We start from the raw sequence: 14,009 nt of genomic DNA on the forward strand, positions 1-14,009 counted from the left end.
GGGCCCGCGGCTACGGGCGGCCGATGCCGGCGCCCACCTCCTCGATGAGGTCGTCGACCCGCCTGGCCAGCTGCACGTCGAGGGCCGTCACCGCGCCCACGGAGACGGTCCTGACCACGATGGCCAGGCCGTCGGCGGTGTCGCGGAGCTGGGGCTGCCGGCCGTAGGTGGCCTTGAGCCGGTCGAGCGCGCGGCGGACGGCACGCAGGTTCTCCGGCGGCAGGGAGATCTCGCGGCGCAGCGCCGAGCGGTCGCCGGTCCATAGCGGCAGGCCGGCGAGGGCCGCGGCGATCTCGTCGGCGGTGAGCGGGGCGGTGTGCCCCTTGGGGCCGGTGATGCCGCCGCCGCTGTCCGGCGGGTCGAACAGGGGGCGTACCTGCTCGGGGATGTGCAGCCGGGCGATCAGCTCGGGGTCCTGCTCGGCAACGGCGGCCAGCACGGCCTGGGCCCTGATCCTGGCCTGCTCGGGCGGACGGCGGCCGAGCAGCGCCGCCTGCCGGACGAAGCCCTCCTCGGTGCCGTCGTTGCGCGGATGGTCCATGGGGAAGTCGTTGGTCAGCTCGGGCGGCAGGGCGTCGATGAGCTCGCGCCGGTCGTCGTCGTCGAGCGTGCGGGCGAGCGTGGTCAGCGTGGCCTCCGCCGCCGCTCTGGCCGGGCCGGCGCCCAGGCCCGTCATGCGGCCGATGGACGCCAAGAGTGCACGATATTCCATGATTCGTCCCCCGATCCGAACCTTCAGGCTCCTCGTGCCCAGGTCAGGGCTGCCGACACCTCCACACGACCTGGGGGGTGAGGGGCACGTCGGTGACGCGTCCGGCCAGCTCGGGCATGGCGGCGGCGACCGCGTTGCCGATGGCGGCGGGCGGGCCGATCGTGCCCGCCTCGCCCGCCCCCTTCATGCCGCCCGGGGTGAGCGGCGAGGGGGTCTCCAGCAGCACGACCTCGATGTCGGGCACCTCGCGGGTGGTCGGCAGCAGGTACTCGGCGAGCGGCTGCCCCTCCTCGGTGTGGACGATCTCCTCGGTCAGCGCCATGCCGATGCTCTGCGCGACCCCGCCGCGGATCTGGCCCTCGACCACGGACGGGTTGACCAGCGTCCCGGCGTCGTTGACCACCCAGTAGCGCTCCACCTCGACCGCGCCGGTCTCGGGGTCCACCGCGACGGCGGCGGCGTGCGCGCCGTAGGCGAAGGTGTAGGCGGCCGGGTCGTAGCTGACCCGCTCCTCCAGGCCCGGCGTGACGCCTTCGGGCAGGTCCCAGGCCCGCCAGGCGGACGTGGCCAGCTCCCGCAGCGACACCGACGCCCGCGGGTCGCCCTTGACGCGCACGCACTCCTGCGCGATCTCCAGGTCGCCGGGCGCCGCCTCCAGCCGGTGGGCGGCGATGGCCAGCAGCTTGTCCCGCAGCCGGGCGCCGGCCTGGACGAGCGCCCCGCCGCCGACCGCGAGCGACCGGCTGGCGATCGACCCGATCGACGAGTACGGCGTCGCCGCCGTGTCCCCCAGCACCACCCGCACCCGCTCGATCGGCACCCCCATCCGGTCGGCCGCGACCTGGGCCAGCGCGGTCTCGATGCCCTGCCCGATCGAGACCACCCCGGCCGACACCACCACCGACGCGTCCGGCTCCATCCGCAGCACCGCCGTCTCGTAGCCGCCCGCCTGGATGCCCGACGCCTTCATCTCCATCGACGGGCCCAGGCCGGTGGTCTCGACGTGGCAGGAGTAGCCGACGCCGCGAAGGCGGCCGTCGTCCACGCCGGTGACCGGGGTGACCAGGTCGCGCAGGGTGCGCAGGGCCCGGGGGTAGTCGCCGGAGTCGTACTGCTGGTAGACCCGGCTCGTGCACGGCAGCTCGTCCGGCCCCAGCATGTTGCGCAGCCGCAGCTCGACCGGGTCGAGGCCGAGCCGCCGGGCCGCCTCGTCGATCAGGCGCTCCCTGGTCCAGGTGCACTCGGGCTGCCCGAAGCCGCGGTAGGAGCCGGTCGGGGTGGTGTTGGTGACCACCCCGCGCACCCGTACGCCGACCCGCTCGAACCGGTACGGCCCCGGCAGCAGGGTGGCCGAGACCGCGAAGGGCGAGATGCCCACGTTCGAGGGATGGGCGCCGAGGTCGCCGAGGATGTCGGCGTCCAGGGCGACGAACCGGCCCTGGCCGTCGAGCGCCAGCCTGGCCCGGTGGACGGCGGCCCGCGCGGGCAGCGTCGCCGCCAGCCGGTCGCCGGGCGACTCGGTCCAGCTCACCGGGCGGCCCGTCCGCATCGCGGCCAGGCAGACGAGCGCCTCGTCGGGGTAGACGTGCTCCTTGCCGCCGAACCCGCCGCCGACGTCCCGGCTGATCACGCGTACCCGGTCGTGGGTGAGCCCGAACGCGTCGGCCAGGTGCTCGCGGACGTGGTGCGGAGCCTGGGAGGAGAGGTGCACGGTCAGCTCGTCGTCGGCGTAGGAGGCCACGACGCCGCGCGGCTCGACGGGATGCGGCGAGATCCGGCCCATCCTGAACGTCATCTCCACGACGTGCTCGGCGGACTCGACGAACTCCGCGCAGTCGGCGTCGCCGAGCAGGAAGTCGGTGACCAGGTTCGTGCCCCACTCGGGGTAGAGCAGCGGCGCGTCCTCGTCGAGTGCGCGTTCCGCGCCGACGGTCGCGGGCGACTGGTCGAGCTCCAGGTCCAGCAGGTCCGCGGCGTCGCGGGCGGCGGCGGGGGTGCCGGCCACGACGACGGCGAGCGGCTGGCCGGCGTACCTGATCGTGTCGTCGAGCACCCGGTAGGAGGTCAGCCGCTGGCCGGGGGCGAGGGTGACGCAGGGCAGCAGCAGCTCCGCGGCGTCGGCGGGGGTGATGACGTCGAGCACTCCCTCGACCGTCCAGGCCGCCTTGGCGTCGCAGCCGAGGAGCCGTCCGTGCGCGACGGGGCTGCGCACCACCACCGCGTACGCCATGCCAGGCAGGCGTACGTTGCCGACGTATCTCCCCTTTCCGGTCAGCAGTCTGGCGTCTTCCCTGCGAGGCGTCCGCGCGCCGACATAGCCCATGGGCCGATTGTGCGCGCCGCGCGGCGTGCGGTCCATATACGATCTCGCGGGGCGGCAGGCGGGAAAGACCAGGTCAGCGGGGGCATCGAATGCAGACATTTCTTCCGTATCCGGATTTCGTGGCCAGTGCCGGAGTCCTGGATGCGCTGCGGCTGGGCAAGCAACGGGTGGAGGCCCTGCAGGTGCTGCGCGCCCTGACCGTCCCCGGCTACGGCTGGCGCCACCACCCCGCCGTCAAGATGTGGGCCGGCTACGAGGAGGCCCTGGTCCGCTACGGGCTCGACGTCTGCGACCGCTGGTGCTCGACCGGCCGGGCCGACACCTGCGCGGCCACGATGTCCGTCGAGCTGGGCCGCGCCTGCGGCACCCCCGTCATCCGCACCCAGCACGAGCTGGCGGCGGCCGGCGAGCTGCCGCCCTGGCTCGGCGACGACGCCTTCCACCTCAGCCACCGCTCCGCCCTCCTGCGCAAGGACCCCGATCACTACCGCCCGCTCTTCGGCGACGAGCCCGACGACCTGGCATACGTCTGGCCCGCCTCGGGCCGCCCGCCCGCCTGCCTACCGGCCTGACCTCCCGCCCGCGCGGGTCCCGGTGAGGACGCCCTCCACGTGCCGCGTCGCCGTGGCCGCGCCGAAGGCGACGAGCCGCACCAGGTCCTCGTCCGTCGTCGCGGCGCCGCGCCAGGCGGCGACGTCCGCGTCGGTGACCCGGTAGGGCGCGAGGGCGGCGAGCAGCGCGAGCCTGGCTCCCGGCCGTTCCTCGGCGGGCACGCCGGTCAGCGGGCCCGACAGCCGGTCGCCGCCCATCGGCGGGTGCTCGCCGTCCCAGGCCGCGACCGCCTCGGTGACGGCCGTCCGCGCCGACTCGCCGAGCAGCTGCCCGCCCGTCGCCGCGACGGCCATGAGCGTGGCGTACGCCGTGCCGACCGGCGTGCCGGCCGCCCAGGCGGGCTCGGGCGCGGAGGGCAGGCCGTCCAGCACGTCCAGGCCCGCGCCGGGGGGCAGCTCCCTGCGTACCGTCCGGGACATGGCCCGGCCGCCCACGCTGCGCACCAGGCGCGACTTCTGCAGGTTGCCCGGCAGCAGGTTCTCGGTGAGCAGGGACGAGGCGATCCGGTTGACGAAGTGGAAGGTCAGCGCGGTGCCGACGTACGCGGGCGCCTCGTCCGCGGGGAAGGGCGCGGGCACCCGCCGGTCCTTGGCCCACCGCAGCAGCGCGGCGTGCCCGGGATCCGCCGGCACGCCCCCGGCCGCGACGGTCTCGGCCAGCCTGTGGTCGCCGGTGGCGTGCAGCAGCGTCGTGTGCGCGGCTACGCAGAACGGGCACCGGTTGGCCAGCGACACCCCCAGCGCCACCACCTCCCTGCCGGTCCTGGACCCCGGCCCGGCCAGCAGCGACTCCCGCAGCAGCGCCCAGGTCCCGGCCAGCACGGCTGGAGCGGGCGACAAGGTCAGGAAGACCGCCATGCGGGCCATGCCGAAGTCGTCGGCGAGGCGGGCGTAGACCTGGGCCACCCGGCCTGTGGCGTCCTGCGGCCGGACGGGCGTGACGTAGCGGAACTGGCCTGTGGGCGGCTGCGTCGTGTTCATGGCCGCCATGGTGGGGCGCGGGACGGGCCGGAGTCGTCCTGCCCGGGATGACTTCCGCGGCTACGGCACGGGGCGCAGTGGCGGGCGGCGTACGACGGCGGGAGTAGTCCCCCATTCCGCCCACGTGAGGACGAATATCGACACATCAGGCTCTACTGTGCTTGGCATGAGCTTGCGATGGCACCCCGCCGTCATGGACGCGGCGCTCGCGGCGGTGGTGGCCGTGCTGCTGACGGCGACCGTGGTGGCCACGCCGGACGCGGGGCCCGCGGACTACGCCGCCGTGCTCGCCGGGTCGCTCGCGCTCGTCGCCTGGCGGCGGGCGCCGGTCCCGGCGCTGCTGGTCACCACGCTATGCATGCTGGTCTACTCCGCGCACGCCCAGCCCGGCCCGCCGGCCGCCTTCCCGGTGATGGTGACCGTGTTCGCCACGGTCAGGGCCGGTCACCGGGCGCTCGCGGCGGCGGCCGGCGCGGTGTTCCTGGGCGGGACCCTGGCGGTCAACCTGGCCACCCCCGACGGGCAGACCGCGCAGGAGATCGTGCAGAGGACGACGCTGCTGCTCGGCTGGTTCCTGGCGGCCGGGGTGACCGCGACCGTGACCCGGCACCGGCAGGCGTACCTCGTGCAGGTCGAACAGCGGGCCGCCGAGGCCGAGCGGACCCGCGAGGAGGCGGCGCTGCGCCGGGCGGGCGAGGAGCGGCTGCGCATCGCCAGGGAGCTGCACGACTCGCTCACCCACACCATCTCGGTCATCAAGGTGCAGGCGGGCGTGGCCGTGCACCTCGCGCGCAAGCGCGGCGAGGAGGTGCCGGCGGCGCTGCTGGCCATCCAGGAGGCCAGCGGCGAGGCCATGCGCGAGCTGCGCGCCACGCTGGAGGTGCTGCGCGAGGACGACGACGCCCCCGCGGCCAGCGGCCTCGACCGGCTCACCCACCTGGTCGAACGGGCCCGCTCGACCGGCGTCCCGGCCACGGTGACGGTCACCGGCGACCGCCGCGACCTGCCGGCCGAGGTCGACCGGGCGGCCTACCGGATCGTCCAGGAGGCGCTGACCAACGTCTCCAAGCACGCCGGGCCCGCCACCGCCTCGGTACGCGTCGACTACGGCAAGGAGGAGCTGATCGTGCAGGTGGACGACGACGGCCGCGCGAACGGCGGCCCCTGCGACCCCGGCGTGGGCCTGCTGGGCATGCGCGAGCGCGTCACGGCGCTCGGCGGGCGGCTGGCGACCGGGCCGCGTCCCGAGGGCGGGTTCACCGTGCGCGCCGAACTGCCGCTCCAGGAGGCCCGGTGATCCGCGTGCTGCTGGTGGACGACCAGGCCCTCATCCGCGGCGGCTTCCGCGCCCTGCTGGAGGCCGAGGACGACATCGAGGTCGTCGCCGAGGCCGCCAACGGGGAGCAGGCGGTCGCCCTCGCCCTGGAACACCGCCCCGACGTGGCGCTCGTGGACGTGCAGATGCCCGTCATGGACGGCATCGAGGCCACCAGGCGGATCGCCGCCGACGAACGCCTGGCCGAGGTCCACGTGGTGATCCTGACCAACTACGGCCTGGACGAGTACGTCTTCCACGCCCTGCGCGCCGGCGCGAGCGGCTTCCTGGTCAAGGACACCGAGCCCGCGGACCTGCTCCAGGGCGTCAGGGTGGCCGCCCGCGGCGACGCCCTGCTCTCCCCCGCCATCACCCGCCGCCTGATCGGCGAGTACGTCGCCCGCCGCCCCGAACCCGAACCCCAGGGCCTGGACGTGCTCACCAACCGCGAACGCGAGGTGACCGCCCTGGTCGCCCGCGGCATGTCCAACGACGAGATCGCCGCCCAGATGGTGATCAGCCCGACCACCGCCAAGACGCACGTCAGCCGGGCGATGACCAAGCTGCACGCCCGCGACCGCGCCCAGCTCGTGGTCCTCGCCTACGAGTCCGGGCTGGTGACCCCGCGCGAGCGCTGACCCGAGGCTTGACCGTCAAGGAACCCGGTCCCTCCGCATACCCGTCCCGGACTGAGTACACTCGGGCTCGTTCAACGGCCGAGACTTGTACGGCGAGGCTCTTGGCCCGGGGCGGTGGCCCCTCGGCCCCCGTCCCTCTGGAGTCACGTGAGCAGCGGGCTTGTCGATGCTCCGCCCTCCAGCGACCCCGGCGCCCCCAAGAGGCGCCACGGGCGCTGGCTACGCTGGGTGATCGCGATCGCGGTCGCCGTCGTCCTCCTGGTCGCCGGCGTGGCCGTCGGCGTCACCGCGAAACTCAGCGGCAACCTCAAGCGCTCCACGGTCACCAAGGAGGACCTCGGCGAGACGCGGCCCCCCAAGGTCGCCACCTCGGCGATGAACGTCCTGATCGTGGGCTCCGACCAGCGCGACGGCAAGAACGCCAGGTACGGCCACCGCATCGCGGGCGAGCGCACCGACACGATCATGCTGGCGCACGTGTCGTCCAAGCGGGACAACGCCATGGTGATCAGCTTCCCGCGCGACTCGCTGGTCCAGCTCCCCGCCTGCCGGGCCACGGGCGGCCTGCCCGGCCAGCAGCCGCACCTCGGCATGATCAACGAGTCGTTCAACTCCGGGGGCATCGCCTGCACCTGGAAGACGATCGAGTCGCTCACCCGCATCCACATCGACCACTTCGTGAAGGTCGACTTCACCGGCTTCAAGAGCATGGTCAACGCCGTGGGCGGCGTCGAGGTCTGCCTGCCCTCCCCGGTGAACGACAAGAAGGCCCTGCTCCACCTGCCCGCCGGGCGGCAGACGCTCAACGGCGAGCAGGCGCTCGGCTACGTCCGCGCCCGCTACAGCCTCGGCGACGGCTCCGACATCGGGCGCATCCAGCGGCAGCAGATGTTCATCGCCTCGATGCTCAAGAAGGTGATGAGCGGCGAAACGCTCACCGACCCGTCCAAGCTGTTCGGCTTCCTCAACGCCGGCACCAAGTCGGTGACCGTCGACGACGACCTGTCGCTGGGCGTCATGAAGGACCTCGCCACCAGCCTCCAGGGCCTCAACGCCGGGCAGATCCGGTTCATCACCACCCCCTGGCACTACTCGCTGACCCAGCCGGGCCGGGTCGAGTGGGTGCAGCCGCAGGCCGGGCGGCTGTTCCAGATCGTCGCCAGGGACCAGAGCGTCCAGGGCGTCAAGGGCGGCCAGGCCAAGGTGGGCCGGTCGAAGATCCAGATCGAGCTGCGCAACGGCACCTACCGCGGCGGCCTCGGCACGCAGGTGGCCGCCTTCCTGGAACAGCGCGGCTACCACATCAGCAAGATCGGCGACACGGCCAGGAAGCCCCAGGCGAAGACCACGCTGCTCTACGGCCCCAACGCCGAGACGCGGGTGCCCACGCTCACCAACGACCTGCTCGCCGCCACGCCCAGGCTGGTCGCCGGCGCCCGGACGAACCACCTGGTGCTGGTGATCGGCGACGACTGGAAGGGGCTCAAGCCGCTGCGCGCCGACGACACCGAGGCGATCAAGGGCTTCGACGCCACCCACGACACCTGCGCGGCCTGACCCGGCTCGGCCTCGGCCCACCCGGGCCCATCCCGGCCCGGCTCACAGGGCGTCGGCGAGCCCGCCCCCGTCGATGGCGGTGAAGCCGGCGTCCTCGATGAGCGGCACCACGGCCTTCTTGGCGGCCTCGTCGTCGCCCCAGTAGGGCATGTCGGCCCGCGGGCCGCCCCGCTGCCCGGCCGTGCCCAGGTCCAGCAGCTCGTTGGGGTACTTGGTGTTGAACGTGCGCACCAGCCGCACCTCGCGGCCGAGCACGTGCTGCTGGTACTGCGGGCTGGTGAGCCCGTCCGGCACGGCCACCACCGCCTCGGCGCCGTCGCGCCGGGTGATCGGGTTGCTGGGGTCGATGACGATCTTGCCGCCCAGCGCCGCGCCCAGCTCCTCGACCACGGTCGGGAACGCCTCCCACCACACCGCCATGACGACGACCTCGCCGAAGCGCGCCGCCTCGATCGGCGAGCCGCCGCCCGACTGCCCCTCGGCGGCGGCCGCGGCCTCCTCGGCGAGGGCCAGCCGGGCGTCGCTGAAGAGCACGTCGTGACCGGCCGCCGCGAACAGCCGGCCGAGCGGCGCGCCGAGCCGGCCCGAACCCACGATTCCTACGCGCATGTCTGGATCTCCTTGTCGGCCGATCGGCACCTGCCCATCGGCCTTCCCCGCATGCCTGGATTTGCGCCTGCGCCGCGAGATCTTTGCCCGCCGGTGATCCCTACACTCGTCGTCCATGAACGATCCCGACGTCCACGAGCTGCGCAGGGGCAGCGCCGAGCGGGCGCACCTGCGTGCGCGGGGGCCCGAGCTGCCGCGGGTGAGCGACCTGGCCGGGCCGCGCGGCCTGCCGCTGCGGCACTACCGGCCCGCGCGCGAGCGGCGGCCGCTGGTGGTGTACGTGCACGGCGGCGCGTGGGTGTTCTGCGACCTGGACACGCACGACCGGATCTGCCGCCTGCTGGCCCGCGAGTGCGACGTGGAGGTGCTGGCCGTGGACTACCGGCCGGCGCCCGAGCACCCGTACCCGGCGGCCGTCGAGGACGTCGTGGACGTGCTGCGCGAGGCCCGTCCGGTCGCGGTGGCCGGGGACAGCGCGGGCGGTTACCTGGCCACGATGGCCTGCCTGGAGCTGCGGGACGCGGGCGACCCGTTGCCCGCCGCGCAGATCCTGGTCTGCCCCAACACCGACCTCACGCTCTCCTGCCCCAGCGTGCGGGAGAAGGGCACCGGCCACGGCCTCGACGAGAGCTTCCTCGCCTGGGCCGTGCGGCAGTGGGCGCCCGACCCGGCGCGGCGCGCCGACCCGCGGCTGAGCCCGCTGCTCGTGCCCGACCTGAGCGGGATGCCCGCCACGCTGGTGGTCACCGCCGAGCACGACGCCCTCAGGGACGAGGGCGAGGCGTACGCCCGCCGGCTGGCCGAGGCGGGCGTGCCGGTCACGTGCCGCAGGGAGCCCGGCCTCACGCACGGATTCCAGCAGAACGCCGACCCGGTGTCGCGGGCCGCCACCGGCCGCCTGCTCGCCGACGCGCGCCACCTGCTGAAAGCGGTGACGGGCTAGCAGCCCGCCGGACCACCGCGGGCCCGGCCCGCGCCCTGCGGCACGCCGCCGGGCGGGCACGGGAACACCGCCTGGAACTCGCGGCGACCGATCAGGCGCCGGAGGCCAGGCGGCCAGAGAACGTCGCGGACGCCCCCGCGAAGCCGGCGCGCGTCATTGCGCGCGCTCGGACTCCTGATCGGACGCCGTAGACGTGTACATCTCCTCGCGCGGCGTGTCCGCGCCCAGCTCCTCGCGCAGCCGGTCGTAGTCGATGTTGTGGTTGGCGTACTTCAGCTGGCGAGCGACCTTCGTCTGCTTCGCCTTGGCTCTTCCTCGGCCCATGGCTACTCCCTAGTCCCCGCTGTCATGCTATCCAACAACGTTACGACTTGAAGAATTATGCAACTGCGCTCGATTAGTCTTGCAATATGCACGTGGAGGTCCACCAGGCCAAGGCCGACTTCTTCAGGACACTCGGCCACCCCGCTCGCATCAGAGTGTTGGAGCTACTCCAGGAAGGTCCACTGCCCGTCAGGGACCTGCTGGCCCAGATCGACATCGAGGCGTCGAGCCTCTCACAGCAGCTGGCGGTCCTGCGCAGGGCCGGGATCGTGAGCGCAATCCGCGAAGGCAGCACGGTGGTCTACACCCTGGCCACTCCCGAGCTGGCAGACCTGCTCGGGGCCGCCCGCCGCATCCTCACCGACATGCTGGCCGACCAGGGGGAGCTCCTGGCCGAGCTGCGGGCGGAGGTCACTTAGCGGCGGCCTCGGCGCGGCGCCTGACCACCTTCGGGTACCGGGCGGTGAAGACGGCGGGGACGACGAACGAGAGCACCTTGATCGCGATGACGACCGTGGTGGCGTGGGGGGCCGCGGCCAGCACGAACGTCAGCGAGACGGCGGCGAGCGTGAACGCCACCGCCCACACCGTGGTGATCACCACGTTGACGCGGCGGAACGCCTGGGTCTCCCAGATCTCCTTCGGCGCCATCGTGCGCGCGATGCCCAGCGTGAACGGCTTGCCGATGGCCAGCGAGCCCCAGGCGGTGCCGGCCAGCCAGACGTTGACCAGCGCGGGCCCGTACGGCGTGAGCGGCGAGTGCGGGGCCGCCAGGGAGAGCACCGTGAGCAGGGCGAAGAAGGCGGCGGCGCTCGTCTCGATCACGATCTCGTCCCAGGCCCGGCCGGACCGCCGGTCGATGACCACGAGGGCGAGGGCGATCACGAGGCCGGTGATGGCGCCCCAGCGCCACTCGTCGCCGGTGGCGATGACCGCGTAGACGACCCAGGGGAGGAAACCGAGCAGACCGCGCATCGCGCAACTCCTTTGACATTCCTAAGTAGACATGTCGAATGTAGAACCTCCTGCGGAGATATGTCAATATAGGAATATGAGCTTGAGACACGCCGTGCTTGGTCTGCTCGCCGAGGGGCCGGCCAGCGGCTACGACCTGCTGAAGACCTTCGACGTCTCATTGTCCAACGTCTGGCCCGCCACGCAGAGCCAGCTCTACGCCGAGCTCGGCAAGCTGGCCGACGCCGGTCTCGTGAGCGTCGCGGCCGAGGGCCCCCGTGGCCGCAAGGAGTACGCGATCACCGAGGAGGGCCGGGCCGAGCTGCGCCGCTGGATCACCGAGGTCGAGCCGGTCAGGGTCGGGCGCAGCGACATGCTGCTGCGCGTGTTCTTCCTCGGCCAGGTCGATCCCGAGCAGGCCCGCGCCTACCTGCGCCGCCAGGCCGAGGTGGTGGGCAGGCACCTGGAGCACATGGAGGCCATCAAGGGCTTCGTCGAGAGCGGCCAGGACAACCTGTCGGTCTACGGCCGCCTCGCCCTGGAGTACGGCCTGCGGCTCGGCGCCGTGCAGAAGGAGTGGGCCGAGTGGGCCGAGGGGCAGATCCGTTAGGCTCGCCCCCATGGTCTCCGAGCTGTTCGATCCGAAGATGTGGCAGGTCGTCGAGGGCTTCGACTTCACCGACATCACCTATCACCGGGCCCTCGACCAGGGCACGGTGCGGGTCGCGTTCAACCGGCCCGAAGTGCGCAACGCCTTCAGGCCCCAGACGGTCGACGAGCTCTACCGGGCGCTCGACCACGCCAGGCAGGCCACCGACGTCGGCTGCGTGCTGCTCACGGGCAACGGCCCCTCGCCCAAGGACGGCGGGTGGGCCTTCTGCTCCGGCGGCGACCAGCGCATCAGGGGCAAAGACGGCTACCAGTACGCCGACGGCACCCCCGCCACCGGGCGCCTGCACATCCTGGAGGTGCAGCGCCTTATCCGCTTCATGCCCAAGATCGTGATCTGCGTGGTGCCCGGCTGGGCCGCGGGCGGCGGGCACAGCCTCCACGTCGTGGCCGACCTCACCCTGGCCAGCGCCGAGCACGCCCGCTTCAAGCAGACCGACGCCGACGTGGCCAGCTTCGACGGCGGCTTCGGCTCGGCCTACCTGGCCCGGCAGGTCGGGCAGAAGTTCGCCCGCGAGATCTTCTTCCTGGGCGACACCTACAGCGCGGCCGACGCCCACCGCATGGGCATGGTCAACGCCGTCGTGCCGCACGCGGAGCTGGAGGCCACGGCGCTGGAGTGGGCGCGCAAGGTCAACGGCAAGTCGCCCACCGCGCAGCGCATGCTGAAGTTCGCCTTCAACATGATCGACGACGGGCTCGTCGGGCAGCAGGTGTTCGCGGGCGAGGCGACGCGGCTGGCGTACATGACGGACGAGGCGGCCGAGGGGCGCGACTCCTTCCTGGAGAAGCGGGCGCCCGACTGGTCGCCCTTCCCCTGGCACTTCTAGCCGCGGGCGCCCCGGCCGGAGGCAGACTGGGGCGATGACCATCATGGTTCCCGAGGCGTTGACCGCATCACATGTGAAGATCGACGGCGAGCGGGGGCGGGCCTGGTCGGCCGGCCTGCCCGCGCTGGCCGAGCGTTACCTGGAGGAGTGGGGGCTGCGGCTGGACGAGGGCCGCCCCATGCACGGCGTGGTCTCCCTCGTGCTGCCCGTCGTGCGGGAGGACGGCACCAGAGCGGCGCTCAAGCTCCAGCCCGTCACCGACGAGAACGCCACCGAGGCGCCCGGCCTGCGCACGTGGGCCGGGAAGGGCTCGGTCCTGCTGCTCGACGACGACCCCGAGACCGGCACCCTGCTGCTGGAACGCCTCGACTCCGGCCGCCCGTTGTCGGCCGTCCCGGACGACACCGAGGCGCTGACGATCCTGACCGGGTTGCTGGGCCGGTTGACCGCCTTCCCCGCCCCGCCGGGGCTGCGCCGGTTGGGCGACATCGCCGCGCAGATGCTGGCCGACGTCGACCGCGCGACGGCCGCGCTGCCCCGCGAGCAGGACAGGTACTGGCTGCGCTGGTGCGCCGACGCGGTCGCCGAGCTCGTCGCCGAGCCGGGCGACCGGCTGCTGCACTGGGACCTGCACTACGACAACGTGCTGGCCGCCGAGCGGGAGCCGTGGCTGGCCATCGACCCCAAGCCGCTGGCCGGCGACCCGGGCTTCGACCTGTGGCCCGCCCTGGACAACCGCTGGGACGACGTCGTCGCCACCGGCGACCCGGTCAGGGGCGTGCTGCGGCGGTTCGACCTGATGGTGGACGGGCTGGGCCTCGACCCCGCCAGGGCGGCCGGCTGGACCCTCGGCCGGATCCTGCAGAACGCCCTCTGGGACGTCGAGGACGGCGAACACGAGATCGGCGAGGTCGCCCTGGTGATCGCCGAGGCCATGCGCCACCGGCAGTGACGGGTCACCGCCAGTAGGCGGGGTAGCTGTGGCCCGGCAGCGCCCGGCCGAGCGCGACCCCGGCGGCGATCACCACGACGCTCGCGACCAGGACCGGGTCGAGCAGGTACACCGGGTCGGGGGCGGTGAGCCCGATCAGCGCGGCCGTGGCCCCGGCCGGCGGGTGCGGGGCCCGCAGCAGCAACATCGGGGCCGTGGAGAGCGCCGCCGCGGCGACCGCCGTCCACACCGAGGGGCCGACGAGGGCGGTGAGCGCCAGAGCGAGCGCGGTGGCGCTCAGGTGGCCGAGGAGGATGCTGCGCGGCTGGGCGAACGGCGCGGCGGGCGCCAGGGCCACGATCCCGGCGGTGGCGGCGAACGGCAGCGCGAACAGCTCCATGCCGGTGAGGCCGGCCAGCAGGGCCAGTGACGACAGTCCGGCCAGCGCCGCCGCGGTGGCCAGGGCCACCGCCCTGCCGGACGGCCGGGCGGGCGCCCCCGACGTCCCGGCCCGCCCCCACCTCCGGGAGGGCGGCGGCCCGGCCGCCGGGCCCGGCCGGCGCCCACGGGGGGGGGGGGGCGGCGGGGGTCGCCGGGGTCAGCGGAGGTTGA

The 14,009-nt window shown here is 73.6% G+C and carries 15 protein-coding genes and 1 pseudogene; 9 read left to right on the forward strand and 7 right to left on the reverse strand.

The features are described 5' to 3' along the window. Window positions 1-10: 10 nt before the first annotated feature. Window positions 11-694 (reverse strand): DUF2267 domain-containing protein, encoded by a 684-nt coding sequence (locus ABT158_RS49495; RefSeq protein WP_352366183.1) that lies wholly within the window; start codon window positions 692-694, stop codon window positions 11-13. Between the two features lie 61 nt (window positions 695-755). Beyond that, complete coding sequence (locus ABT158_RS49500) at window positions 756-3,035, reverse strand: xanthine dehydrogenase family protein molybdopterin-binding subunit (RefSeq protein ID WP_352366185.1); 2,280 nt, start codon at window positions 3,033-3,035, stop codon at window positions 756-758. 89 nt (window positions 3,036-3,124) lie between these two features. Between ABT158_RS49500 and ABT158_RS49505 the strand changes: the two genes are divergently transcribed. Then, entirely contained in the window at window positions 3,125-3,607 is a 483-nt protein-coding gene (locus ABT158_RS49505; protein ID WP_352366187.1) for an MSMEG_6728 family protein, read from the forward strand. Here the strand turns inward: ABT158_RS49505 and ABT158_RS49510 are convergent. Then, complete coding sequence (locus tag ABT158_RS49510) at window positions 3,596-4,627, reverse strand: carboxymuconolactone decarboxylase family protein (protein WP_352366189.1); 1,032 nt, start codon at window positions 4,625-4,627, stop codon at window positions 3,596-3,598. The genes ABT158_RS49505 and ABT158_RS49510 overlap by 12 nt on opposite strands. A 166-nt stretch (window positions 4,628-4,793) precedes the next feature. Between ABT158_RS49510 and ABT158_RS49515 the strand changes: the two genes are divergently transcribed. From ABT158_RS49515 to ABT158_RS49525, 3 genes are all read left to right on the forward strand, one after another. After that, a complete protein-coding gene (locus tag ABT158_RS49515; RefSeq protein WP_352366191.1) occupies window positions 4,794-5,924 on the forward strand; it encodes a sensor histidine kinase in 1,131 nt (376 codons plus the stop codon). After that, window positions 5,921-6,580: a response regulator gene (locus tag ABT158_RS49520; RefSeq protein WP_352366192.1), complete on the forward strand. Its 660-nt coding sequence runs from the start codon at window positions 5,921-5,923 to the stop codon at window positions 6,578-6,580. The genes ABT158_RS49515 and ABT158_RS49520 overlap by 4 nt, the downstream gene beginning before the upstream one ends. Window positions 6,581-6,727: 147 nt before the next feature. Next, window positions 6,728-8,137 (forward strand): LCP family protein, encoded by a 1,410-nt coding sequence (locus ABT158_RS49525; protein WP_352366194.1) that lies wholly within the window; start codon window positions 6,728-6,730, stop codon window positions 8,135-8,137. A gap of 42 nt (window positions 8,138-8,179) precedes the next feature. On the opposite strand, the gene ABT158_RS49530 is transcribed toward ABT158_RS49525, so the two are convergent. Further along, on the reverse strand, window positions 8,180-8,746 hold the full coding sequence (locus tag ABT158_RS49530) for an NADPH-dependent F420 reductase (RefSeq protein WP_352366196.1): 567 nt from the start codon (window positions 8,744-8,746) through the stop codon (window positions 8,180-8,182). A gap of 115 nt (window positions 8,747-8,861) precedes the next feature. On the opposite strand from ABT158_RS49530, the gene ABT158_RS49535 reads away from it, so the two are divergent. Beyond that, on the forward strand, window positions 8,862-9,689 hold the full coding sequence (locus ABT158_RS49535; protein WP_352366198.1) for an alpha/beta hydrolase: 828 nt from the start codon (window positions 8,862-8,864) through the stop codon (window positions 9,687-9,689). Window positions 9,690-9,842: 153 nt separating this feature from the next. On the opposite strand, the gene ABT158_RS49540 is transcribed toward ABT158_RS49535, so the two are convergent. Further along, window positions 9,843-10,013 (reverse strand): DUF3073 domain-containing protein, encoded by a 171-nt coding sequence (locus ABT158_RS49540; protein WP_352366200.1) that lies wholly within the window; start codon window positions 10,011-10,013, stop codon window positions 9,843-9,845. A gap of 86 nt (window positions 10,014-10,099) precedes the next feature. Between ABT158_RS49540 and ABT158_RS49545 the strand changes: the two genes are divergently transcribed. Then, window positions 10,100-10,432: an ArsR/SmtB family transcription factor gene (locus ABT158_RS49545; RefSeq protein ID WP_090938046.1), complete on the forward strand. Its 333-nt coding sequence runs from the start codon at window positions 10,100-10,102 to the stop codon at window positions 10,430-10,432. On the opposite strand, the gene ABT158_RS49550 is transcribed toward ABT158_RS49545, so the two are convergent. Then, entirely contained in the window at window positions 10,425-10,988 is a 564-nt protein-coding gene (locus ABT158_RS49550; RefSeq protein ID WP_352366202.1) for a hypothetical protein, read from the reverse strand. The genes ABT158_RS49545 and ABT158_RS49550 overlap by 8 nt on opposite strands. A gap of 76 nt (window positions 10,989-11,064) precedes the next feature. On the opposite strand from ABT158_RS49550, the gene ABT158_RS49555 reads away from it, so the two are divergent. Genes ABT158_RS49555 through ABT158_RS49565 form a run of 3 tightly spaced genes read left to right on the forward strand, consistent with a single transcriptional unit; the run spans window position 11,065 to window position 13,418 of the window. Continuing rightward, window positions 11,065-11,577 (forward strand): PadR family transcriptional regulator, encoded by a 513-nt coding sequence (locus ABT158_RS49555; RefSeq protein WP_352366204.1) that lies wholly within the window; start codon window positions 11,065-11,067, stop codon window positions 11,575-11,577. A gap of 10 nt (window positions 11,578-11,587) precedes the next feature. Continuing rightward, entirely contained in the window at window positions 11,588-12,466 is an 879-nt protein-coding gene (locus tag ABT158_RS49560; protein ID WP_352366206.1) for a 1,4-dihydroxy-2-naphthoyl-CoA synthase, read from the forward strand. A gap of 34 nt (window positions 12,467-12,500) precedes the next feature. After that, window positions 12,501-13,418 (forward strand): aminoglycoside phosphotransferase family protein, encoded by a 918-nt coding sequence (locus ABT158_RS49565; RefSeq protein ID WP_352366208.1) that lies wholly within the window; start codon window positions 12,501-12,503, stop codon window positions 13,416-13,418. Window positions 13,419-13,422: 4 nt separating this feature from the next. Here the strand turns inward: ABT158_RS49565 and ABT158_RS49570 are convergent. Then, window positions 13,423-13,872: pseudogene (locus ABT158_RS49570) on the reverse strand (HPP family protein); the annotation flags it as partial. Window positions 13,873-14,009 lie beyond the last annotated feature (137 nt).

Source organism: Nonomuraea sp. NPDC001636, from assembly GCF_040298265.1.
GTDB lineage: Bacteria > Actinomycetota > Actinomycetes > Streptosporangiales > Streptosporangiaceae > Nonomuraea.